General features: G+C 35.6%; 25 protein-coding genes and 1 pseudogene. 1 reads left to right on the forward strand and 25 read right to left on the reverse strand.

All coding sequences use genetic code 11. The annotated features are described in order from the left end of the window. Nucleotides 1–96 precede the first annotated feature (96 nt). The 3 genes from M2919_RS04165 to M2919_RS04175 are packed head-to-tail and all read right to left on the reverse strand — an operon-like array spanning nucleotide 97 to nucleotide 4,341. Nucleotides 97–1,953, reverse strand: coding sequence for an ABC transporter ATP-binding protein (locus tag M2919_RS04165; RefSeq protein ID WP_248849390.1), 1,857 nt, complete (start codon nucleotides 1,951–1,953; stop codon nucleotides 97–99). Next, nucleotides 1,953–3,671, reverse strand: coding sequence for an ABC transporter ATP-binding protein (locus M2919_RS04170; RefSeq protein ID WP_248849391.1), 1,719 nt, complete (start codon nucleotides 3,669–3,671; stop codon nucleotides 1,953–1,955). Before M2919_RS04170 ends, M2919_RS04165 begins: the two co-directional genes overlap by 1 nt. Nucleotide 3,672: 1 nt before the next feature. After that, nucleotides 3,673–4,341 carry a TetR/AcrR family transcriptional regulator gene (locus M2919_RS04175; RefSeq protein ID WP_023606000.1) on the reverse strand — a complete coding sequence of 223 codons (669 nt, stop codon included), beginning with the start codon at nucleotides 4,339–4,341 and terminating at the stop codon, nucleotides 3,673–3,675. A 162-nt stretch (nucleotides 4,342–4,503) separates the two neighbouring features. Between M2919_RS04175 and brnQ the strand changes: the two genes are divergently transcribed. After that, nucleotides 4,504–5,838: a branched-chain amino acid transport system II carrier protein gene (gene brnQ / locus M2919_RS04180; RefSeq protein ID WP_248849392.1), complete on the forward strand. Its 1,335-nt coding sequence runs from the start codon at nucleotides 4,504–4,506 to the stop codon at nucleotides 5,836–5,838. A 339-nt stretch (nucleotides 5,839–6,177) separates the two neighbouring features. On the opposite strand, the gene M2919_RS04185 is transcribed toward brnQ, so the two are convergent. From M2919_RS04185 to M2919_RS04275, 22 genes and pseudogenes are all read right to left on the reverse strand, one after another. Next, nucleotides 6,178–6,411 (reverse strand): heavy-metal-associated domain-containing protein, encoded by a 234-nt coding sequence (locus tag M2919_RS04185; protein WP_202585197.1) that lies wholly within the window; start codon nucleotides 6,409–6,411, stop codon nucleotides 6,178–6,180. Nucleotides 6,412–6,506: 95 nt separating this feature from the next. Next, nucleotides 6,507–8,354, reverse strand: a complete 1,848-nt coding sequence (locus M2919_RS04190) for a heavy metal translocating P-type ATPase (RefSeq protein WP_248849393.1) — start codon at nucleotides 8,352–8,354, stop codon at nucleotides 6,507–6,509. Nucleotides 8,355–8,405: 51 nt separating this feature from the next. Beyond that, nucleotides 8,406–8,708: an iron-sulfur cluster repair di-iron protein, ric gene (locus tag M2919_RS04195; protein WP_222317236.1), complete on the reverse strand. Its 303-nt coding sequence runs from the start codon at nucleotides 8,706–8,708 to the stop codon at nucleotides 8,406–8,408. Between the two features lie 164 nt (nucleotides 8,709–8,872). Next, nucleotides 8,873–9,622 (reverse strand): Crp/Fnr family transcriptional regulator, encoded by a 750-nt coding sequence (locus tag M2919_RS04200; protein WP_248849394.1) that lies wholly within the window; start codon nucleotides 9,620–9,622, stop codon nucleotides 8,873–8,875. 110 nt (nucleotides 9,623–9,732) lie between these two features. After that, nucleotides 9,733–9,864, reverse strand: a complete 132-nt coding sequence (locus tag M2919_RS10055; protein ID WP_272158181.1) for a hypothetical protein — start codon at nucleotides 9,862–9,864, stop codon at nucleotides 9,733–9,735. Nucleotides 9,865–9,879: 15 nt separating this feature from the next. Further along, nucleotides 9,880–10,104 carry a helix-turn-helix domain-containing protein gene (locus M2919_RS04205; RefSeq protein WP_248849395.1) on the reverse strand — a complete coding sequence of 75 codons (225 nt, stop codon included), beginning with the start codon at nucleotides 10,102–10,104 and terminating at the stop codon, nucleotides 9,880–9,882. An 80-nt stretch (nucleotides 10,105–10,184) separates the two neighbouring features. Beyond that, nucleotides 10,185–10,307: a hypothetical protein gene (locus tag M2919_RS10060; RefSeq protein ID WP_268744222.1), complete on the reverse strand. Its 123-nt coding sequence runs from the start codon at nucleotides 10,305–10,307 to the stop codon at nucleotides 10,185–10,187. 366 nt (nucleotides 10,308–10,673) lie between these two features. Continuing rightward, the gene (locus M2919_RS04210; RefSeq protein WP_222317235.1) at nucleotides 10,674–11,045 is read right to left on the reverse strand and encodes a DEAD/DEAH box helicase family protein; all 372 of its coding nucleotides are present in this window, start codon (nucleotides 11,043–11,045) and stop codon (nucleotides 10,674–10,676) included. 807 nt (nucleotides 11,046–11,852) lie between these two features. Then, nucleotides 11,853–12,662, reverse strand: a complete 810-nt coding sequence (locus M2919_RS04215; RefSeq protein ID WP_002294509.1) for an ANT(9) family aminoglycoside nucleotidyltransferase Spw — start codon at nucleotides 12,660–12,662, stop codon at nucleotides 11,853–11,855. A gap of 131 nt (nucleotides 12,663–12,793) precedes the next feature. Beyond that, on the reverse strand, nucleotides 12,794–13,321 hold the full coding sequence (locus M2919_RS04220; RefSeq protein ID WP_002294507.1) for a phosphoribosyltransferase family protein: 528 nt from the start codon (nucleotides 13,319–13,321) through the stop codon (nucleotides 12,794–12,796). 43 nt (nucleotides 13,322–13,364) lie between these two features. Continuing rightward, entirely contained in the window at nucleotides 13,365–14,228 is an 864-nt protein-coding gene (locus M2919_RS04225) for an aminoglycoside nucleotidyltransferase ANT(6)-Ia (RefSeq protein WP_002294505.1), read from the reverse strand. A gap of 32 nt (nucleotides 14,229–14,260) precedes the next feature. Further along, nucleotides 14,261–14,995: a class I SAM-dependent methyltransferase gene (locus M2919_RS04230; protein WP_000662263.1), complete on the reverse strand. Its 735-nt coding sequence runs from the start codon at nucleotides 14,993–14,995 to the stop codon at nucleotides 14,261–14,263. Continuing rightward, nucleotides 14,976–15,845, reverse strand: a complete 870-nt coding sequence (locus M2919_RS04235; protein WP_000228166.1) for a nucleotidyltransferase domain-containing protein — start codon at nucleotides 15,843–15,845, stop codon at nucleotides 14,976–14,978. Before M2919_RS04235 ends, M2919_RS04230 begins: the two co-directional genes overlap by 20 nt. Before the next feature lie 102 nt (nucleotides 15,846–15,947). Continuing rightward, entirely contained in the window at nucleotides 15,948–16,202 is a 255-nt protein-coding gene (locus M2919_RS04240; protein ID WP_428986963.1) for a single-stranded DNA-binding protein, read from the reverse strand. 225 nt (nucleotides 16,203–16,427) lie between these two features. Then, the gene (gene lnu(B), locus M2919_RS04245; protein ID WP_018659192.1) at nucleotides 16,428–17,231 is read right to left on the reverse strand and encodes a lincosamide nucleotidyltransferase Lnu(B); all 804 of its coding nucleotides are present in this window, start codon (nucleotides 17,229–17,231) and stop codon (nucleotides 16,428–16,430) included. Nucleotides 17,232–17,284: 53 nt separating this feature from the next. After that, nucleotides 17,285–18,769 carry an ABC-F type ribosomal protection protein Lsa(E) gene (gene lsa(E), locus M2919_RS04250; protein ID WP_222317233.1) on the reverse strand — a complete coding sequence of 495 codons (1,485 nt, stop codon included), beginning with the start codon at nucleotides 18,767–18,769 and terminating at the stop codon, nucleotides 17,285–17,287. Between the two features lie 531 nt (nucleotides 18,770–19,300). After that, nucleotides 19,301–20,308 (reverse strand): recombinase family protein, encoded by a 1,008-nt coding sequence (locus M2919_RS10125; RefSeq protein WP_446558062.1) that lies wholly within the window; start codon nucleotides 20,306–20,308, stop codon nucleotides 19,301–19,303. A 36-nt stretch (nucleotides 20,309–20,344) separates the two neighbouring features. Next, nucleotides 20,345–20,719: pseudogene (locus M2919_RS10130) on the reverse strand (recombinase family protein); the annotation flags it as partial. A 173-nt stretch (nucleotides 20,720–20,892) separates the two neighbouring features. Beyond that, nucleotides 20,893–21,534 carry an AbiTii domain-containing protein gene (locus M2919_RS04260; RefSeq protein ID WP_222317232.1) on the reverse strand — a complete coding sequence of 214 codons (642 nt, stop codon included), beginning with the start codon at nucleotides 21,532–21,534 and terminating at the stop codon, nucleotides 20,893–20,895. Between the two features lie 10 nt (nucleotides 21,535–21,544). Further along, nucleotides 21,545–21,928, reverse strand: coding sequence for a hypothetical protein (locus M2919_RS04265; protein WP_222317231.1), 384 nt, complete (start codon nucleotides 21,926–21,928; stop codon nucleotides 21,545–21,547). A 168-nt stretch (nucleotides 21,929–22,096) separates the two neighbouring features. Next, on the reverse strand, nucleotides 22,097–23,461 hold the full coding sequence (gene rlmD / locus M2919_RS04270) for a 23S rRNA (uracil(1939)-C(5))-methyltransferase RlmD (protein WP_222317230.1): 1,365 nt from the start codon (nucleotides 23,459–23,461) through the stop codon (nucleotides 22,097–22,099). Nucleotides 23,462–23,538: 77 nt separating this feature from the next. After that, entirely contained in the window at nucleotides 23,539–24,558 is a 1,020-nt protein-coding gene (locus tag M2919_RS04275) for a diacylglycerol kinase (RefSeq protein ID WP_248849396.1), read from the reverse strand. Nucleotides 24,559–24,568 lie beyond the last annotated feature (10 nt).

The following is a 24,568-nucleotide window of genomic DNA, read 5'->3' on the forward strand; positions in this document are numbered from 1 at the left end:
TACCATGATTTTTTAAAAAAGGGTATTGATATGATAAGCAAAACAAAAAAACTTTCAGAAAATGTCAAATCATGACATTTCCTGAAAGCTCTACTCTTAAGCCACCTCTTCAGAGAATTGACTATTGTATAAATCTGCATAAAAACCATCTTTAGCCATTAATTCATCATGGTTACCTGTTTCCACAATCTCACCTTGATTCATAACGATAATTGTATCGGCATCTCGAATCGTAGATAAACGATGGGCTACAACGAAGCTCGTACGGTCTTTTAACAAACGACTCATCGCTTCTTGAATGAGTAACTCTGTTCGCGTATCAACACTAGACGTCGCCTCATCAAGGATTAATATCTCAGGATTGGCTAAGAAAGCACGCGCAATCGTAATTAATTGACGTTGTCCTTGTGAAATATTACTTGCCTCTTCATTTAAAACCGTATCATAGCCGTGTGGTAAGCGACGTATAAACTCATCAGCGTAAGCTGCTTTAGCCGCTGCATAGACTTCTTCTTCTGTCGCTGACTCATTTCCATAATGGATGTTATCATAAATCGTCCCAGTAAAGAGCCACGTATCTTGTAACACCATTGAAAAACGAGAACGTAATGATTCACGAGAGATATCTCGAATATCCGTTCCTTCTAGCTTAATACTACCACCACTGACATCGTAAAAACGTTCGAGTAAATTAATAATCGTTGTTTTACCGGCACCAGTTGGTCCAACAATCGCTGTCATATCGCCTTCTTTAACCGCTAAGTTAAAATCTGTCATTAGTAACTCTTTTTGGTCGTAGCCAAATTGAACATGGTCAAACATCACTTTCGCATCAGTTTCAATAGGGTCAATTCCAGAAGGCTCATCTGACATTTCTTGTTCATCCAGCACTTCAAAGACACGTTCTGCTGAAGCAATTGTTGATTGAATGGTATTCATTAAGTTCGTAATTTGTGTAATAGGTTGTGAGAACTGACTCGTATATTGTAAGAAGGCTTGAACGTCCCCTAATGGCATTTGTCCATTAGCTACCTTCACGCCCCCTAATACCGCAACAAATACATAGCCTAAGTTTTTAATAAAGTTCATCAACGGCATAATCATAGATGAAATAAACTGCGCTTTCCAACCTACTTCATATAACGTTTTGTTTTGTTCTTCAAACACATCTATCGCACGGTCTTCATAGTTAAAACTTTTCACTACCGTATGACCACCGTAAGTTTCTTCTACTTGGTCATTCAGTAAACCTAAGCTTTTTTGTTGTGTACTAAAGAAACGTTGAGATTTTGGCGCGACAATCATCACGACAATCAAACTTAATGGAACCGTGATAAACGCGACAAGTGTCAGTTGCCAACTGATAGAAAGCATCATAATTAAAATCCCAATAAACGTTACAATACTTGTTACTAATTGCGTTAGACTTTGTTGTAACGTGGCAGCGATATTATCCATATCATTAATCGCACGCGATAAAATATCCCCGTTTGAATGCGTGTCGTAATAATTAATCGGCACAACATTCATCTTATTTTTCAAGTCTTTTCGAAGTTGATAAACCGTTCGCTGTGAAACACGCGTCATAATAATCTGTTGAATCATCCCTAAAACAGCAGCAATCACATATAGTAAAATAACTGTCATTAAAATGCGCTTAATCGCATCAAAATCAATCGGAAACTTGTCGATTTGCTGTCCAGCTTTCATCTGCATGAACCCTTTTTTCAAACCTTCGAAAATCTCTGTCGTTGCCCGACCTAAAATTTTCGGCGTCCGAATTTGAAATACCGTCGCCACAATAGCTAAAACAAAAACTAACCCAATCGCATAAGCTTTTGTTGACATATATCTTAAAAGACGTGCTGTCGTGCCCCAGAAGTTTTTCGCTTTTTCTTTCTTTCCTCCATGGCCATGACCACCTGGACGTCCTGGTCTGCGTTGTGCGCTCATTAAATTTCCTCCTCTCGTAATTGAGAACTCATGATTTCTTGATAAGTTTCAGAGGTTGCTTTCAACTGTTCGTGTGTTCCTTGATCTACAATCACACCATCATCAATCACTAAAATTTCATCGGCATCGACAACAGAACTAATTCGCTGTGCCACAATGACGATAACCGCATCCGTGATTTCTTCTGATAACGCTGCACGTAAATTCTTATCTGTTTTAAAATCCAATGCTGAAAAAGAATCATCAAAAACATAGACGCTCGCTTTTTTTACCAAAGCTCGTGCTATACACAAACGCTGACGCTGTCCACCAGAGAAATTATCCCCATTTTGCTCGACTTTACTATCCAAGCCGTCTTCCAATCCTTCAACAAAAGATTTCGCTTGCGCAATTTCAAGTGCTTTCCAGATTTCTTCATCCGTCGCATTCTCATTACCATATTGCATGTTTTCTCGAATCGTCCCGATGAATAATTTTGCTTGTTGCGTCACAAATCCAACATGTTCGCGTACATCTGCTTGTTTCGCTTTTGCTACATCAACCCCATTAATTTTAATACTTCCTGACTCAACATCATAAAAACGTGGGATTAAATTCACTAACGTCGATTTACCAGAACCCGTTCCGCCAATAATCGCTAACGTTTGACCGGCTTTCATAGAAAAATTCACATCTTGCAACGCTAATTTTTCAGCCCCTTGATAACGATAGTCGACATGCTCAAACGATAAACTAGCTGGACTAGCTGGAATCACTTCAGTCTGAGTGTCATCTTGAATATTTTCTTCCATATCCAACACTTCATTAATACGCTTTGCCGATGCTTGAGCTCTTGGAATAAAGACAAACATCATACTCATCATCATAAAACTCATAAGAATTTGCATAGCATACGTCATAAAGGCAATTAAATTCCCTACTTCAAGTGTTCCTTCTGAAATATAATGCCCACCAAACCAGATAATCGCCACATTCGTTCCACTCATGATTAACGTGACAATAGGAATCATAAATGCCACAATCGTATTAACTTTAATCGCTGTATTAACGTAATCTTGATTCGCTTCATCAAATCGATTGGCTTCATACTCCGCACGATTAAACGCCCGAATAACACGTACACCGGTTAAACCTTCACGAAAGACCAAATTCAGACGGTCTGTTTTCTTTTGTAATGATGTAAATAATGGAACCGCAAAATATAAAATCACTCCGATAAAGACAACCAAAATAGGCAAAACATAAAAGAAAATCTTCGTCAATTGAGGATCTTTTCGATAAGCCATTGTACTAGCCCCTATCAACATGATTGGCGCTGTAATCATCACCCGTAAAAATAATTGCGATACTAATTGAATCTGATTGACATCGTTAGTTGTTCGTGTAATTAAAGACGCTGTACCATGCTCATCAAACTGTTCATGAGAAGAGTACGTTACTTTACTATATAACTCTGAACGCAATGAACGACCAATCTTCTGTGATTCTCTTACCGCAAAAAACGTATTACCAATAGCGGCTGTAATACTAATTATTGAAAAACCAATCATAACGAGACCTACCGACCAAATATAATCGATATCCCCTTTAGCTACCCCGTTATTAATAATATCTGATGTTAATGAGGGCAGTTTTAAATCACTTAATACTTGAACAAACATAAAGACGATTGCGCCAATAATTGACGTCATGGACATCTTCTTAATTATTTTTAACATCCTAGCACCTTCCTTCCTTTACTACACCATATTTTAACCAATTTATTTTCTGAGAAAACTCAGCTTGTGCTTCTACCATACATTGTTCAACAGGGATGTCTTCCTTTCGATAGGCATGCAGAATACTGGAAAAAAACATTTGCAACGCAAAACGTAAGAGTTCATTCATCTCTTTATCCGACGATACGTTTAATGCCTCGCTATCAATCAAAGAAAACACATCATAACGCTCACGATGATAGCGCCCTACTGGACACTTTCCAGTCTCATCATTATCTCGAATGATATGCTTGGAAACTTTTCGTGTCGCATAGTCATCCATATTTAAAAAGAAATGACGATAAAAATCAGCATTTTCTCCCATCAAAATTGTTTCTAAAAACATTTTATGATAATCCGTTAACGTCTTAAACAAATCACCTTCATAGGCTTTTAGTAATGTGACAAAACTATTAAAACTATCTTCTCTTAAAAATTCAAAATAATAATAATAAAGATCACGCATATCTTCAAAATATTGATAAAAACTACCACGTGGAATATCAGCAAGCTTAATCAAACTCGAAACAGACGCCTCTTTTAAAGAGTGCTGTGAAAACTCAACATGCGCTGCTTCTAATATGCGTTCTTGCTTATCTCTAGGTAATCTAAAAAACGTTTCTTTTGGCATTCATTTGCCCCCTCTCTTGCTAAACAACTTTATGACACCTTGTCATTATATACGACAAGGTGTCATAATTCAATAAAAACAACTCAATTTTTAAAATTTTTTTCTGAAAATACTTACATTTACTATACAATCACGGTATGATATAAAAAAAGGAGGCTTTCTATGAAAAAGAACTTAACAATGAAACAATATCTAACGGTCGGTTCCTTACTATTCGGATTATTTTTTGGAGCCGGAAATCTAATTTTCCCTGTTTTAATGGGACAACTTGCTGGTAACCAAACACCTCTGGCAACCATTGGTTTTATCGTTACCGGTGTCGGTTTACCCTTTTTAGGAATTCTCGCGATTGGCTTTTCAGAAAGTCAAGGCATCTACGACCTCGCGTCGAAAGCAAGCAAAGGCTTCGGACTATTTTTCACCATCGCTCTCTACCTAACAATCGGACCATTCTTTGCCTTACCTCGAACGGCGACAGTCTCATTTGAAGTAGGCTTTGCTCCTTACTTAAATGCACAACAACGTTCGCTATGGTTATTAGTCTTTTCTATTATTTTCTTTTTATTTGCATGGCGCTTGTCACTCAACCCGAGTAAAATGATGCTGTGGATTGGAAAAATTTTAAATCCGTTATTTTTATTATTTCTTAGTGCACTTATTTTAATTAGTTTTATTCGACCTATGGGAAATATACAAGATATCCCAGCTGATCCGAGCTATCAACAACCCTTCTTTACTGGCTTTATCGAAGGGTATAATACGATGGACGTCTTAGCAGCTCTTGCCTTTGGTATTATTATTGTTAAAGCCATTCAACAACTTGGGATTCACGAGCCTAAACAAATCGCTCTTGATACACTTAAATCAGGTATTTTCACTGTTGTTTTAATGGCAGTTATTTACGGCAGCTTAACCTTTATCGGAGCAACTAGCCGTCATCAAATGGCTACAGCTCCTAATGGTGGCGTCGCACTTAATCAAATTGCCAACTACTATTTTGGCTCTTATGGCGTTATTTTACTCGCAACGATTATCACCTTAGCTTGCCTAAAAACAGCGATTGGATTGATTAGTGCTTGTAGCGAAACTTTTCATGAACTTTTCCCGAACATTAGCTATCGTCAATTCGTTCATCTTTTTAGTCTATTAGGCGGTTTAATTGCGAATGTTGGACTTAGCTCGATTATCTTAATCGCGACACCTGTACTTTCATTTTTATACCCACTCGCCATTAGCCTAATCTTCTTAGCTTTTGCCGACCCATTCTTCAAAAGCAAAAAAAGCGTCTATCGTGTCACCATTTGGGTTGCCACTATCTTTGCCGTTATCGATGCCTTAAAAGTCATCACGACAAAAATTATGATCATTCCTGCGATGGTAACTTCTTTTGATAAACTAGACAGCATTTTACCACTTGCTTCAGTCAGTATGGCTTGGCTAATCCCAGTAGTCGTAACACTATGCGGAATGACATTGTGGGCAAGAAAAACAGCGTAGGGAGTAAAATTAAAAAAGCTCTGTAATTTAAAAGACTGATGAATTATGATTAGATTCATCAGTCTTTTTTTGACCAAAAGTTATTATTATAACTATTACTTACGAAATAAAAGCCCTACACACTCCACATTTTTGGAGACAAGTTCATAGCTATCAAGAAATAGTGGCTCAAATACTTTTATCGAAAATCTCCTCTGGGAAACATATCCACAGAGGGAATTTATATGTGAGAACATATCAGTCAAAGTATGGATTTATTACATAGCTCCTCTAATACAGTTTTTAGGGAAAAATGCTCCCCAAACACTATCTCCCGTATAAACTTAAGTGGTTCGTTACTTAAATATTTTTGACCTGGGATTTTAATACTTCATAACCTAATTTGTCGATAACATGTTCAATGTCTTTTATAGATACTTTTTCATCGTCAAATTCCACCCTCACCTTGCTTGAATTAAATAGTACTTTTAAACTCTCATTACTTACCCCGTCCAAAGATTTCACACCATTCTCTATTTTTTGCATACAAGACGGACATGTTAATGTTTCTAATTGAATCGTTGCTTTTTGCATTTTCTTCTCTCCTTTAGTTTACATCGATTTTATTATACTCGATTATTATCATCATTAAATTGATTTGCATCAACAGCTTAATTTGTTGTTTATTTTCATAGTTTGTATCGTAGCAACCTCATGCCATTTAAAATGACCACTAATATGCTTGCTTCGTGTACTAACATTCCGATTGACATATTCATCCAGTCACTAAAAAATACGCTAGCTAGCAGGACTAATACAACTCCAACTGCAATAAAAATATTTTGGCGCATGTTATTAGCTGCCGCTTTTGTTAAACCTAGTGCATGTGGCAAGAGACTAAAATCTGAATTCATTAAAACAACATCTGACGTTTCTATGGCTACATCTGTTCCGCCTCCCATGGCAATTCCAATTTGTGCTAGAGCTAGTGAAGGACTATCATTTACTCCGTCCCCAACAAATGCAACAATTTGACCTCTTTCTTGCAGTACTTTAATATATGCTGATTTATCTTCCGGCAACATGTGCCCGCGGGCCTCTGTAAAACCTAGTTCACGCGACACTAAATCAACTGTTCCTTGATTATCACCTGAAAGAACGACTAGATTTTTAACACCAAGTTTTTTCAACTTCTGAAGATTTTCTTTTACACCTGGACGAATTTGATCACGAATCCCTAACAATACCTTTAATTCACCATCAACTGATGTTAAAACTAATGAATTTCCATTTCCCTCAAATCTAGCAATATCTGCGTGAACTTTCTCACTTAAATATATATTTTCTTTCTTCATCAGTGCAACATTTCCGACCGCAACTCTATGACCTTCTACATGTGCTACAATTCCTCCGCCTTTTACAACCTCTGTTTTTTCAACTCTAAATGGTTCTATATCTCCAATATATTCCACAACTGCTTTTGCTAATGGATGATCGGATTCCTTTTCAACACTTGACAGATAAGCGAATACGTCATCTACATTATCTGCATAAATTTCTTTATCAGCTACTCTAGGATTTCCTATTGTCAATGTTCCCGTTTTGTCAAATACCATGGTATCAAGTTTGCTAAAATCATTAATAACCTCGCTGCCTTTTAGAAGAACACCATGACGTGCTCCATTACCAATACCCGCAACATTTGAAACGGGAACACCGATTACTAGTGCTCCTGGGCATCCTAAAACTAATATCGTAATCGCCAGTTGAATATCTCTTGAAATGAGCCATACAATAAAAGAGAGAACTAAAACAGCCGGTGTATAATATTTAGAGAATCTATCAATAAAGCGTTCTGCCTCTGATTTTGAATCCTGTGCTTCTTCCACTAACTCAATGATTTTACCAAAAGTAGTTTCTTCGCCTACACGGTCAGCAGTGATTTGCAGTGTTCCATTTTCTAAAATTGTTCCCGCATATACTCCTAAATCTTTCTTTTTGCTTACTAAAACGGCTTCACCTGTAATACTTGCTTCATTAATATGCCCTTCTCCTGTTAAAACTGTCCCGTCAACAGGAATTTTTGCACCCGTTTTAACAAGTAAAATATCACCTACATCAACCTCTTCTATTGCGACTTCTTCAAATTCACCATTTTTCAGTTGCTTTAGAGCAACTTCTGGCGCCATTTCAGTTAATTCTTTTATTGCAGAACGTGTTTTATTCAGTGTTCTTTGTTCTAGATAAGCTCCAAATAAAAATAAAAAGGTAACAATTGCTGACTCCTCATAATTTCTAATTAGAAACGCACCAATGACTGCAATGGTCACTAACACATCAATACTGACTACTTTAACTCTGAGTGCTTGATACGCTTGGATGGCAATCGGTATAACTCCTAAAACAGAGGCAATTATTAGTGTCCATATAGCTATAGGTTCGTTTTGAAATCCTAATTTACTAACATATGCAATTGTTATTAAAATTGCACTTACTATTATAATATGATTTTTTCTCCCTAAAATTATTTTTTGCACATACATACTCCTTCCTATTACAATTTTTATTAATTGTATCACTTGTTTCTTTTATGATTCATATGCTTTATCTAATTCTGCCAACAGGTTATATACTGCTTCATAGCTTTCACAAACATCATCTGGAACTGTATAATTGTCTGTAATTTTACGTAACTTTGCAAATTCATCTACTAAATCAGTTTTTCCCCTTCCTTTATCTTTTAATTTTTTTCCAAGCTTATCATATACTTCACGAACTTCGTGAAATTCTGGATGATTTCCGCCATGAACTCTTGCTACAATTGGTACATACTGTGCTAATGTTTTTAAATGTGTTTCCTTGACTTGATTAAAATCTAATTTTTTCGACATGCTTTTTCCTTCTTTCTTTTTTCTTTGGGTTGATTAGATTATATAAGAGATTAAAAGATATTAACTTGATCTACATCAAGTTTGTTCTTTTTCCGCAGAAAAATAGAACAGTTAGTATTTTTAACTTAATACCAACTGTTCTATTTTTATTTTAAGATTATCTGCTATATCAACAACAAACCATCTAAATCTAAAATCTCAATCTTTCTGTTTCTTTTTTGCTTTATATAACCTGCATCTTCAAAATCAACCAATGTTCTACTGATCGTTTCTGGTGTCGTTCCTAAATAAGAGGCTAAATCTTTTTTACTCATCGGTAATTCAATTTCTATTGGACTAACTCCCCCATCTGTACACTCTCCAAGAAACAACGCTAATCTAGCCGCCACTTTCTCGGTGACAAATCTAGTTGTTTGTTTTTCTGATATTTCCAATCGGTTAGAAAACTCAGCTAAGATCTTCAAAGATATCGTAGGGTACTTTAATAAAAATTCTTGTAAGTCATTTTTATTAATCATACATACATCGGTATCAATCATTGCTTCTGCATACGCTTCATGGATTGATTCACGAAACAGAGCTAATTCTCCTGTAAAATCTCCTGGATTTAAAATTCTCAATAATTGCTCTTTTCCAGATTCAGATAAACGGTAGATTCTAATTTTACCCTTACTTACAATATATAAGACATTAGATGTATCTCCTTCTCGATAAAGTACTTCACCTTTTTTATATGAAATGGACTTCATGACTTTCATTATTTCTTCCATCTGGGCTGCTTCAAGATGATTAAAGATTGGTACAACACCGATACATGAATTCTTTGAATTTGGATCATGTCTGTGATGATAACCGTGTGAGGAAGTATTATGAGAATTTTTCCTGATATCTTGTTTGCAATCCTTCTTCGACATTCAGATACTCCTTTCATAACATATTTTGGGTCTTGTTTATTTATTTCCAAGTATTCATGAGTCTAGTAAATGCAAGTGAATTTATGTGGAATTCTTATTAGATTATCGCCTTAGCCTAGACTTTCCATTGTGTTTTTTTGGTGGACTATTTCTTGCTTAACTCCTCGGATGGTGGTCATTATTTCTTCTTTTATTTTTCCTTTGAGATACTCTTTATAGTAACTTTCCGGACTAATCATCATATTAGACCGCCTCCTTTATTCGTTAGATATTTTTATTTCATCTCTATCAGGTAAAATAAATGCCTGCACAAACTTGACACCTAGCACATCAGCGATGGCTTTCAACTCATCCAAGGTTACCGTTTCCCGCTTTAATTTCTTATTGAAATTCTGTGGAGTCTGTCCAATACGTCTAGCGAGTTCAGAAACGCTTACATTCATTTGCTCACACAGTTTTTTAATCATTTCTGCCGTAGTCATACAGCACCTCCAATTTTACGTTAATAACATTATAAACCGTTTGGTTGATAAATACAATGGTTGTTAAAATATTATTATAATCAACAAGCAACAAGGTCTGGTTTCCCATTCGCTCCTTCGATTAAATCTTCCAAAGCATCTAACTTTTTATCATGAATCACACGAGCCTTATTCTCGATATCGTATACTGCATCATTTGCCATCTGAAGAAGTTTTCCAGAAAGTACTACCGCATTAACCGCATCAATCTCTTCATCACCTAACTTAGCAACATCTCTTCCTTAAAATTTTAATAGAGCTTCTATTCTTTATCACTTAAAGTGACAAACACCTCATTGCTAACATATTCGGGCATCTTGAGATAATCGGTAGATTTCCTCTTCAACAGCGGGTAGTGGTTTATATGAAAAAAACAATCTGTGCGTTTCTCTTATCTGGCTTAGAATAGGTATTTCCATAATGACTAATGTATCTACCAGACCTTTCACCAAAATCTAGAATTCGCAACTCTGCCCATAAATCCATCAATCCATTACTGGAGGGAGTTCCGATAAGTTCGACTATTCTTTTTACAGAGGGCTTACTATAAGCAGACTCTTAAATCGCTTTGCTCCAGAGGACTTAAAAGATGACAATTCCTCAATAACCACCATATCAAAATCAAAGGGAATACCACTTTTGTGAACCAACCAATCCACGTTTTCACGATTGATATTGTGTAACGTTAATTGTTTCTTGAGGGCATCAATTCGTTCTTTTTCTGTTCCCACTGCCACCGAATAAGAGAGTCCTTTTAGATAATCCCACTTTTTAATTTCAGCTGGCCATGTATCCCCTGCGACTCTTAAAGGCGCAATGACTAAGACCTTACAAACGAGAAAACTATCCAAACACAAATCAAAGATAGCGGATAAGGTTATCACACTTTTTACTAAGCCCATTTCAAGAAATACTGCAGATATGGGATGGGATAACATGAAATCAGTAGCATAGCTTTAGTCATCATGTGGCGTGTATCTCACTAAGTATTCTTCCAATCTATTCTATATCATCAAGGCAATAGACTAGAAAGCCCAACCATAATTGCAAACGGAGCCATAAATTCTTTCGTATTAATTCGTTTCCATAACGTAGTCAGCAATACTATCAGCCTCAACGAACATAGTAGTTTTGTTAATTCCAATTTTTTAATTCGGCAAGTATTGCTTTTTTTACTTCCAACCAACAATAATCCTTTGAGAACAATTATCTTATCGTTTCAATAACTTCTCTCGTTTTTATTCTCAATCTCACTCGTCGTTGCATTTATAAAGTTAATTACATTTTTTATTTCCTTGAACTATACTTTTCCATCGTAATCTTATCCACTCAATCTAAATTTGCCAAGAATCCTGTAAACTCGCAGAGTAAATTAAATCCTATCTACTCTACCCTACACTTTGTTATTCTTGAATAACTTCCCTCAAAGCAAAAATCCGCGATTATCCTTCCGGCTTAGAACCAGACCTCAAATCACGGAAAGCCTTTATTTACTTATCTTATTACATCCTTACTTATCTACCCTAGACATCAACCCTACCGTCTCCACATGGCTCGAGTTGATGGCATTGATGTCTTAAGCTGATTTTTAACCCTTTCGTTCGCGGGAACGTATCAACGGTATTTTGATTATTTTTTAAGAAACTGATATATGGGGGAACATATCGAAGCAATCAATAATGCACATTAACAACTAGTCTTTGTTATATTTAAACTATTCGAAAAGGTAATTGGATATTAAGGGAAGACTCTATAGACTTTTTCATATGATTAACGAGTTCAGCCACCTCAGATTCCATTCCTTCCCACTTGTCAACACACTCTCCTAAATAAGCCTCTCTCGCTTTGTTGAGTAAAGTAGCATGCTCATCGGGTAATTGAGGTATCGCCCATTCAGCTGCCAGATCTTTTGAGCGAATTTCACCAGTAGATGCTGTCAGCCACATTCTGGCTAAAGTTAAAATCACATTGCGTTCGTCACCGTTAATGCTAGCTATCAACCCGGGCAACGATTCTTTAATTGCTTTTCGAATATCTGTCATTGGCACAGGCTCAATTACTTCTGTTGCCTTTGGTCCCAAAAGGTTAATACTATTTTTTCTTAGTTGTGCTAAAAGTATTGCTAAATCCGGATCATAAGTCGACTCAGGAATTTCTCCCTTTTCAAACTGCTCTCTTAGCCACTCGCCATACATAAATTCATATTTGGGGGGGAAATGCCAAGGGACAATATCCTTTTGATTTATGACCGTAACTTCAAGAGGCCTCATATCTTTTATGTTTCCTATTTTCCCAGATATAAGCATTAACCTATTTGTAAGATTCCTTCGAGTTTTTTCAGATAAACTTTGATTTGTTATTACCAAAATATCTACATCGCTATTCATACGTAAACCACCCATTACTGCCGAACCATACAAATACACCCCAATTAACATATTATCAAGTAGTTCCGCTATAGTTTTTAATGCTTGAATTGCTTCTTTCGGAATTTTTTTGTTACTTAAATCTATACTCAACTTCGATCTCCTTTCGTCTGAAAACTGTTTTTTAACGCCTCTTAAAATTTATAAAAAAAGAGTAAACATCTTTCGTTGTATTGTAAATTAACGCCATCCAAAATTTTGATTCAAGATTTTCTTTCGGTTTATTATATGTTTGAGCCAATATAAGCTACAAAACTGCTGTCTATCCATTTTTGAGTAACCTCATTTATATCAATCCCAATAGTAGCCAACCCAATAATGCTGCAATCCAATTTCTCTAACAAAGCTATTAAAGCCTTCATTTGAGAACCTGTCTCTATCCAATCATCTACAATCAAAACTCTTTTGTTCCTCACAATAGAACTCTTAGATATTTCAAAGCTTTTATCTTGACCTGAATAGTCGGTAAAATGTGTCGAAATAATCTCTTCTTTTGCGTATGGCAGCTTATCACCTTTTCTTACTCCAATAAACCCCACTCCAAGTTCTTTGGCTATGGCAGTGCCTAGTATCCATCCAATTGCTTCTGGGGCAGCCACATAATCTACTTTATTTTGAAAATCCAATGATAGTACTTTTACAATTTTATCAAAAACGGTTTTATGTGTAAAAATAGTTAGTAAATCATATTTTCCAATTGAGTTACGAGGTAATATACCTCTAATTTCATTTATAACATCAGTACTTTCCATACATTTACACCCCTTGCTTATGGTTAATAATCTTTGCTAATCTTTAAAAATAGTCATTTTCAACATATTTTTTATACATGTCCTCGGTATATCTTGTTATGTTCTTACCATACTCTGGATAATCAAACCCCAGTAGTTCTGCTACCTCTTTGGACACTTCCCTGAACAATTGGTGGCATATAAATAATGACTTCCAAATATTTTCATAGGAATCCATGCGATATGTAGATAATAATCTATTCCATAGATCTTCATCAATGTATTTGTTAATATACTTATAATTTTTCCCAACACTTAATGAAAATTCTGTCTTTATCCCAACCTTCCACGACATCATCCTAAGTAGTTCAAACCGTAGAATCTGGTTCAGATGATCGATTGCAAACAGTATCTCTTTGCGGCACAATCCTTTAATAACATAAGGTGTTACATTCCAAAATTCATTGCAGCAATCATCATACTCCCTTGCGCTTGGCTTTCTTACATGATAATCTATATCAGTCGGAACTATGTCCCTTTTAATTCTACAATCTTTATCAATTAGAACCTTTATTAATTTATCGCCCTTTAGGTAATTATCTAACTCTTCCAAGGGCAATAAGGTAAGATCAATTTTATTGTAATCATCAAATAGCATAAGATAGGAAAACCCCTTTTCTTCAGGTGGGAATAATTCCATATCCTCCGGCTTTTGCATCATTATTATATTCCCAAATTGATTAAGCCAGTCATCATTAGATATAAACGGTTCTATATCACTTACAAAATATGTAATATCATAATCCTGAAATTCATCTTTAGGTATATTAATATTTGCGCGTGACCCCTCAAGGGTCACAATTCGAATACGTTCATCCTGTTCTGCTAAAGAAAGTACTAAATCCATCATTTCTTTTTCTGATCTCATTTACATACTCCTCGTTTATTTTTTCTATATTATTACATCTTCTTTTTTGCCGATACAATCAGCATCATTGGGCGTCGCATTTCATCCGCCATCCCCGGAATATCCATCATGTTCTCTGGCGGCTGTGGCTCCACAATCTGATTTATTATAAAACTATTTGAAAGCAGTGTATTTAGATATGTGGTCAGTGTTCTATGATATTTTGTAACCTTTTCTTCCAAAAACATAGCTGTCCGTTTGCCCTCATAATAATAATTGTCCACCGGGAAATGCAGTATTTCTCCTTTTTCGTTATAATACCAGTCTTGTGTTCCATGAGCAGTAAAAACAGGATGTTCAACTGTAAAAACTAAATTGCCACCAGCCTTCAGCATCCTATATATCTTTTTTATTAAATTCTCATAGTCTGCTACATAATGAAACGCAAGCGAACTTAGTATTACATCAAAGCTCTCCTCTGGGAAATCCACATCTTCTATGGCACAGCATTCATATTCAATCTGTGGAAAATGGGTTTTTCCTTTTGCTACTTCGAGCATTTTATGAGAAATATCAACACCTACTACAGAGGAAGCACCGTTTTCCATCGCATATATACAGTGCCATCCATAGCCGCATCCTAAATCAAGCACACGCTTACCCTTAAAATCAGGTAGCATCTTTTTCAAAGTCTCCCATTCTCCCGCACCAGCCAGTCCTTTCTGCGAGCGACTCATTTGACTGTATTTTTGAAAAAATATATTATCATCATATTTGTTTTCTTTCATCTGAACTCTCCTCGTTTAAAAAGTTATTTATCTCCGATACAATTTCATTCACTTCATTATAAAGCTTCTCGGTCATGTCGTAGCATTCAAAAAGTGAGATACCGAGTACTTCAAAAATATGATTTACCTTCTCGGTATATTTTTCAGGTTTATGTTCAAAAGTTTCAAGCAGTTTTATAGCTTTCTTTTCGTTGATACAATAAGCATTATTACATGCAAATAACACTTGATTTAAACATGAAACTATACGAAAAACATGACCCGCAATATAATATTTATCGTCTGTTCCCGAATTTGCTTTTACAAACATTAAAGAGAACCCTGCTTCAAACATAAAAAAGTTAACTAAACTTTTCTGCAAAGCATTGGGATAAGTTTCTGCCTGTTTTTTTAATTCGCATAAGCTTTCATTCTTAGCATATAGTATTTTGCTAATCGCTAATTCTCCTCGATACATTGCACTAATATAACCATGGGGATGCCCAGTCTGATAATTGGCAGTAACAATTCCGTGCTCTGTATCTTTCATTATTTGTTCCACACGTTTAATATCACGTAAAATTAAATCCACATGATACCCGTTTATGACTAACCATCCGCCGCCATTAATCCAATCACCCCATGCTCCGGGAGGTACAACAAGGTTATTTCTATGCTCATCATCCAGCTTTGTAGCGAATTGATTAATAGTATTTATGTCAAATGATTCTGAATTGTAATAGATGCCGATATCTATATCCGAATCCTCTGTATGGGTGCCCCTTGCACGTGAACCACCTAAAACAATACCTTCTATATAAGACAGAGAGGATAATTTCTCTGCTACTGATTTAATAATATTATCTACCATCAAGCATGCTCCTTTTATCGATTCACTGCTGTAAAAATTCCAAGCCAAATCTTTTGCTTCTACTCAACATATTTATAATTTTTTTAATTTCACAAAAGATAGTTAAAACTTATCAATTGTCTTTTTATACCTCTGCTGATTAGATGAAGTCTTTTCAATAGCCTTTAAATTACCATTCATTTTGCTAACATGGTTTAAAAATAACGTTCCAAGCAGAAGTCGATCCTTTCTGGGTATCCTATTCCACACATATCCCTTGAATAAATCTTTAACAAGAAAGACTTCACCTTGAAAAAACAGTACCAGGTACGCAAACAATTCTGAATTGTGTCTGTACCTGGTACTATTACTCTTCAACTTCTTTTATTCATCCACCTTAGACATCAATGCAACACACTCAACATGTTTTGAGATGAGGGGATAGCTGTCAAAAATTAGTCACTTGAACATTATTGTCTTTGAGGGAAGATATCCACTGAGGGCTTGCGTATGTGGGAACATATCCATAGACTTCGCTGTTTTTTGAAAACCGAGGTATACTGTTAATTCTTAGTAACCAATGCTCTAAATAACGTTACTCTTCTATTCACTAATGTAATTCAACAATCTTTCTAAAATATCATGTGTAACTTTTAAGTTGTATTGTTCAAGAAGGTGACTTCGCAAATCTATAACTAACAGTAAGGAATTTTTATAGGCTTCAAATAATTCTACCTTATCTAATCGAGCAGTGGTCTTTGCAAACTTTTTATAATTTTCAAGGCTAATTTCTTTTTCAAGGTTCTTACTCATATTTAGCCAATTATCCGCATTTTTTTCTACCATACGTATAAGTTGTAGTATATTTTTTTGAAGCTGTGATAAGAGTTCTAAAGAACGAGCATATTCTCCTCTTTTTAGAACATTGATTCCCATCAACCATAGATTAGAGAAATCACACAACAAGAAATTAGCATTTTCTTCAGTAAGTCTATTTGGTCTTGCACCACTTATCTCTAATAAATAATTTTCTAATTGCCCTGTTTCATCGTAAATAAGCATATCCTTCATATCAGGAATATAACCTGAATCTTTAAACGAGGGGATTATGTTCATATCTTTTTCAGAAAGGAAATGAAATTCCCCACGTATAAGATTATCAAAAATAACTACCTCTGTTCCATACTCATTTTTATAAAGCATCAAGTACGGAGCTACGTCAAACAACCAGTTGGATGAATCAAAGTTCGAGGTTATGCTATCTTTCAAAAATATATAGAACTCTATATCCGAGTATTGGTCACCTTCTCCTTTGGTAAACGATCCATACATCATACAAGCTGTAATTCGTTCATCTGACTCAGTAAGATTCTTAACATTTGCAATTAATTCTTTTTGTTTTAACATTTCTTCACCCTTTCATCTAAATATCTTTTAGTTATTGTGGCAACTCAAAATCTCTATAGACATAAATTGATATTTTTCGTACAAATATTATTGCAAAAAGCATCATCATGCTCCACAAACAATAGTGTAGGACAATATTCTAAAATCATTTTTTCAATTTGGATACGTGAAAAAATATCAATATAGTTCAATGGCTCATCCCATATATACAAATGTGCACTTTCACACAGGCTTTTAGCAATTAGTACTTTCTTTTTCTGACCAGCACTAAAATCCACCATGTTCTTATCAAACTGCTCTCTATTAAAATCCAGTTTACGAAGAATCGTTTTAAATAGAGTTTCATCGATCTTATTATTATAGGCAAATTCAGATAGATTACCTTTTAAATATGAAGTATCTTGCGAAATATAAGAAATTTTTAGTCCACTTGCTAGCATAAAATTTCCGGTAAATTTAATATCATCTCCATTAATCAATTTTAGGATACTAGACTTACCACTCCCATTTTTTCCGATAATGGCAACTCTATCACCAATATTGACTCTGAAATTAAGATTACTGCATACTTCTTTATCTCCATAAGACAATGATAAATCATTCGCTTCTATTAAGCACTCTTTGTGAAATTCAAGTGGTGAAATTTTTAAGTCATCATATTGTTCAATGTTGTGGAGCAGTTCTGATTTTTGTAAAACGGCTTCCTGATGTCTTGACTCAATATTTTTGGCACGTTTCATCGCTTTTGCAGCCTTATGTCCAACATAACCCTTATCCAGTTTTGAACCAGAATTTGTTGTTCCATATTTACTTTTTTCTACTTTATTTGACCAGTTTGAACTACGTTTTGCTGCATAAGACAACCTTCCTATTTCTTTAAGGAGTTTCTTGTTTTCTGCCAGTTCAAAATTATCTTGTAACGTTTTGTTCTCCCACCAAGAAGTAAAATTTCCCTTTTGGATTTCGATATTCGTTTTATTGATAGATAGTATATGGTCAACACATTGATCAAGTAAGCTTCTATCATGAGATACCAAAATAAACCCCTTCTTGCGTTTCAAATAGTTTTGCACTACATTACGTGCATCGATGTCAAGATGGTTTGTAGGTTCATCAATAAGCAGGAAACAACTCGCTGTAAGGAATAAAGCTGCAAGAAGGACCTTCGTTTGCTCACCATTTGACAATGTATTAAACGGACGATATAAAGCATCTTCTTGAACATCAAGCAATGATATTTCACGAAAAATCTCCCAATCCATACATTCCGTACAAATACTCTTCATTACTTCAATTGTATATAGACTCTTATCTTCCACATCATAAGGAAAATACTCAAACTTAACTGTAGAACTTATATTGCCGGAATACGCATATTTGCCAAGCAGTAAATTTAAGAAAGTAGTTTTACCGCGTCCGTTTCTTCCAATAAAACCGAGTTTCCAATCTGTATCTATCTGAAAACTTACATTTTCAAAAATATTGTCATAACTTCCTTCATATGAAAAAGTTAGATTTGAAACATTTATTAAGGACATATATTTCTTCCTCCTTTACATTATAAAAATTTTATAAGCAAAGTCGGTTTTCGGCATTAATTACTCTATAATGTTATCCAACTCTGCAAGGATTTTGTCATGAATGACATAGTATCATTGTCTATCACGTTTATCTTCCTTTCTTTTACAAATATTAAAAGCCGCAAGAAAGTAAATTCTTACGGCTCAAAAACAAATACTATTATTACCTTTTGTTATACATAACATAAGGTTACTGTAATGTATTATTGAGTGTAGAATACTTAACTTTCTTGCAATTTGCATAACAAAACAAACGGTTCTATATCCGTTTCTTTAAATATCTTATTATGCATCATATAATTAGCAAGAAAAGTTATACATTCTTCCACCTCCAAGTCGTTTTATTATATCATATTATCTTCAAAAATCCAATATAATTTTTCTGCTTTTGTGATTTTTCTGTTTTTTTCTAAAGATTACAACTCTATATCAATTCTGACTTTTGACTTGAATTTATCGTGAGTTTATCTTCATATTATCACAACTTTTTCATATTTCCAATTCGATGCCAGATTTAAAGGTTATGATAAAGTGGTCTTCATAGACTGTAACGCTCTGGATTATCTTTCTCACAAGCTTATCGTCGTACTCTAAGGTACGGAATTTATTATTGCGGATGAATTCAATCAGCTCATTGATTCGCTCGTTCTCGCCACTGAGGGAGGCATCTTCTACTAAAAGGATCTGTCGCTTGTCTCTCAGCTCATCAATCTCATCTGCTAGGTGTTCATAGTCTTGACCCTTGTTCGCCAGCTTGATAAGTTCTTTTTGCTTTTCCTCCAGTAAGTTGTTAATCTCTGAAATTTGGTATTCTGTCGTTTCACCAATCACAGCATGAATGTTCTCTTCCAAGGTCTTTATCATGTTATTGCCACCTGCAAGCAGTTTATTAATTGCGGTCATTACAGCACCATAGAGTTCATCTTCTTTTACGGTTCGGTTCTTACAAACCTCAGGACCTTGCTCGATTCTAGTCACGCATCGCCAGACAAATTCTTTTCTACCATGAATATTCCAATAGGTTCTCCTATAAATATCGCCACAATCTCCACAGAAGGTGATGGCACTTAAAGCGTACTTGCTACTATAAATTCGTTTGTTCTTGCCTTCTCCTGTGTAGATATTGCTTCTTCGATGAATCTCTTCCTGCACCTGCAAAAATAACTCTTTAGGAATAATCGCCTCATGGCTATTTTCAACATAATACTGGGGAAGATGACCTTCATTCTTAACTCGTTTCTTGGTTAGAAAATCTACAGTAACAGTCTTTTGTAAGAGGGCATCTCCGATGTATTTTTCATTTTGGAGGATTTTTTTAACTGATTCCGGTCGCCATCTTGGTTTTCCTGCTGCTGTTAAAATACCATCCTTCTCAAGACCTCGACCAATACCCACTAGACTCTGACCTTCAAGGTATTCTCGGTAGATGCGTTTGATAATCTCAGCTTCTTCGGAGACAATGATTAAATTTCCATCTTCATCTTTGGTGTAGCCCATAAACCGTTTGTGGTTGACCTGTACCTTTCCCTGTTGGTATCGGTATTGAAAACCAAGCTTAACGTTTTGTGAAAGTCTCTCGCTTTCCTGTTGTGCTAAAGATGACATAATAGTCAGCAGAAGCTCCCCTTTGCCGTCCATTATGTTGATGTTCTCTTTTTCAAAGTAGACGGATATGTTCTTATCCTCGAGCTGTCTAATATATTAAAGGCAGTCTAGGTTGTTACGTGCAAATCGCCTGATGGATTTAGTAATAACCATGTCGATGTTACCATCCATACACTCTTCAATAATACGATTAATTTCGTCCCGCTTTTTAGTGTTCGTACCAAAGATACCACCATCTGCAAAGATTACAACAAACTTCAACTCAGTATTCTTCTTTATAAACTCTGTATAGTGATCGACATGAACCTCATAACTAGAGTTTTATTCTTCAGTTTCTGTAGAAATACGGCAATAGGCAGCAACACGAAGTTTCTTTATCTTTTCTTTTACAGCTGTACGGGACAGGGAAATAACTCTTAGTCTCAAAAAAGAAAAAGGAATACTATTGTCACAGTACTCCTTAAAATTGTATTACTCTATTTTTGCGTAGATTCTGATGTATTTTGTTGTATTTGCGTTTCTTGAACGTCACCATAGAAATTATTCGTGTAATTATTAATAGTAGAAGAAGAAACAGCAATATCTTTTTCTTTTTCTGTAAATTGCAAACCTTCTCCTAAAATATCATTTTCTTCAAGAGTAATAGACCAATCTAATACAATATTACGAACTCTTTCCATTATATTATATATTTGATTAGCACTTATCATTAAAGCATATTTGGTGTTAACCCCACTTGACTTTGATAATAAATTGTTCATACCTGCATCAAACTGTAACGTCGCATGATTACCATTTAAACTCTCATATACGTTTTTTAGATTAGGAATCGAATCTGAAGCTAAATGTTCTGATAATTGATTAGCTATCTCATTGTTTTGTATAATCATTGGAATCCATCCAAGATATGGATTCCAAGCCTTAACTTCTCCTCTAACTTTTCTATAATCGGGTATTTTATCGGTTTCTTGATAACCATTCAACTCATTATTGACCCATTCTTCAAATTCATTCAACTTTAATTTTCTTGCTACTATATAAGCTTTCCTTAATAAGTTTAAAACATCGCTATCTTTACTAAGTGCTTCTTGTTGTAAATCTAACACTATTTTTCCCATTGCACTACCTCTAAATTCCAATTCGACTAAGTAGACCAAGTATTCCTGTCGCTACTAAGTTACTTGTAACTCTTAATGATATCTCTTTAATTACATTAAGAAATCCTTTTATCTTTGATGGATGTTCCCTGTTTATGACTGCTTGTTTAGCTTGGTTTAGTGAATCTGATACTTGTTCGGATTCATTTCCGTATGTATCTTTAAACATCTGCTGGAAATTCGAAATTTCGTTTAAAACTTCTAATACTTTTTCGTACTCAAAAACCTCATTTACTACCTGTGATTGCGTAGAATTAGATACATTCTGTTGAATTTGAACCCCATTAGCATTTCCTGAAACACTAAAAGAGTTATTAATATCCTTTTCTTTGCCGTTATGATGATTTTTTTCCATAATGTCCCTCCGTTTCTTATAATCCAATTATTTATTTGGTTGTATCTCCACACTCTATATCAATCGCTATCGAAACATTTATACAGTCTTTAATCTCTTTATTTTTGATCTTATCAACCTCACCAGTAAAGACAATATGCTTGTAAAAGTTTTTAAGTTTCAGGATTTCTATATAATTTTTCTTTGTAGCAACACAACCGTCTCCACATGTGTCGTTTGTGGAAACATATCAACCGGTTGTACTTTCGTTAATTCATAGCCTTTTTCGCCAAATAACTTGACATCACGAGCAAATGTTCCCGGATGACAGGATACATAAACGATTCTGTCAGGAGCTAGCTCACAAGCCGTCTCAATAAAACTTGGGTCTAATCCTTTACGTGGTGGGTCGACAATCAGAACATTCGCTTTTATACCCTCTGCCACCCAGCTTGGTAACACTTCTTCCGCTTTTCCTGTTTCAAATGTGACATTCTTAATATCATTTAACTTCTGATTTTCTTTCGCATCCGCAATCGCTTGTGGGACAACATCCATACCATAAACGTGCGCCACACGATTGGCAAGAGACATCCCTATCGTTCCAATTCCACAGTAAGCATCTATGACAATATCTGACGAATTCAGTTCTGCAAAGTTCATTGCTTGTTCATACAGCACCTCTGCTTGCTGGGTATTCACTTGGAAGAAAGAATTAAGTGATAAACGGTAAGTCTTATCAAATAAACGGTCATGTATAAAGCCATCGCCATATAATGTTACTGTTTCATTTCCTAATATCACATTGGTTTTATCTTCGTTAATATTTTGAACAATCGTGGTCACTTCAGGTGCTTGTTCTAAAATCTTTTTCACAACACGGTCACTATCAAAAAATTTCTTCGTACGTGTGACAAAGCCCACCATCATCTCGCCTGTATAAAATCCACGTCTGACAATAATGTGGCGGATTAACCCTGTATGCTCCTCTTCATTATATGGTTTAATCCGATAATCATTCAAAGCGTCACGCACGATGGCAATAACCTTATCTATTTCAGTATGTTGTATCTGATAGTCTTCTATCGGTATTAAATCATGAGAATTTTTACGATAAAATCCGGTTTCTCCTCGTCCGTTGACGCGACGAAAAGGAACTTGAGCTTTATTTCGATACTGCCAAGGGTCTGTCATTCCGATTGTCTCTAAGACAGAGACGTCATCTAATTGCGCTATCTTGCTTAGATTACGCTTGACTTGAGTCTGTTTAAAAAGAAGTTGCTGCTCATACGTTAAGTGACTTAATGGCGCAATACCTGTTCGGATAAGCACATCATCTGTCTGAGACACACGCTGATGACTTTCAGTCAGATAATCGATGACTTTAGCAAAGCCAAACTTTTTGCCTGCTTTCACGACATGTACAAGTACCTCTTCTCCCGGTAAGGCATTTTCGATAAACAGAGGATACCCTTCAACTTTCGCTACGCCCATTCCTTCATGTGTTAAGTCTTCAATTTTCACCGTCAGTTGACGATTTTTTTTCACTGTCATTTATTTTTTCCCTTCATAATTCACTCTTCTTCTTGACAAAAAGAAAGGAAGCGACCACGTCTCTTCCTTTCTCCTGGCTATTTGGAAATCTCTCCATCACCGTCTAAATCTTCTTGTGTTAAATGCTCCATTTCTCGCACGAACGCACTTGAGGCTTCTTTAAACTCATCCCCTATAACAGCTGCATCCGAAATTTGGTCGAGATTGACAAAAGTTTCTATATGTTGTGGTAGATTCTTAAACGTCATTGGCGCATCGCCACCGTATTCTCCGTCTAAATTAATCATCATTTTCACATTTTCTTCCGTCGCTTCCGCATATAGTTCTGATGTTTTCACATAAATAATATTTGGATCATCAATATGCTTACCACCGTTTAAAAGTTTTACAATCAAACGTAATATTTCCACAAGATTCGCTGTTTTTACTATGATTAATGAGAACTTCCCATCATCTAAACGTGCGTCAGGTGCAATTGTTTCAAAACCACCTATGGAATTCGTTAAGCCTAAGAAAAACATCGACGCCTTCCCAACATACTCGCCATCGTCATAGATTAATTTCATATCAATTGGCTTCACATGTGGTAGCATTTCTGCTCCTTTAACGAGATACGCTAGATAACCAAAAATACTCTTTAAGTGTGACGGTACTTCATAGGTTAGCTCTGTTAAATAGCCACCTGCTCCAATATTAATAAAGTATTGCGCACCAGCCTGTCCGATATCCATCTTGACCGTTTGATTTTTAGCAATAATTCGTGCTGCTGCTAAAACATCATCACGTGGTATTTTTAATGCGCGTGCATAGTCATTCGTCGTTCCACCAGGTATGACCGCCATTTTAGGTCGTTTTTCCAAAGGCGCAATCCCATTAACAACTTGGTTGATGGTTCCGTCACCACCTGCTGCGACAATCAAATCAAAGCCTGCTAAAGCAGCCCGTTTGGCTTCACGTTCAGCTGATTTGGGATCAGGTGTGGTCGCAAACGCACTTGCTTCATAACCTGCTCGCTCTAGAATCGTTAAAATATCCGGCAAATTTTTCTTTAATAACTCTTTTCCTGATGTTGGATTATATATTACTCTTGCCCGCATGGTTTTCCCT

The sequence above is a fragment of the Vagococcus lutrae genome (assembly GCF_023299185.1).
GTDB classification, from domain to species: Bacteria; Bacillota; Bacilli; order Lactobacillales; family Vagococcaceae; genus Vagococcus_A; species Vagococcus_A lutrae.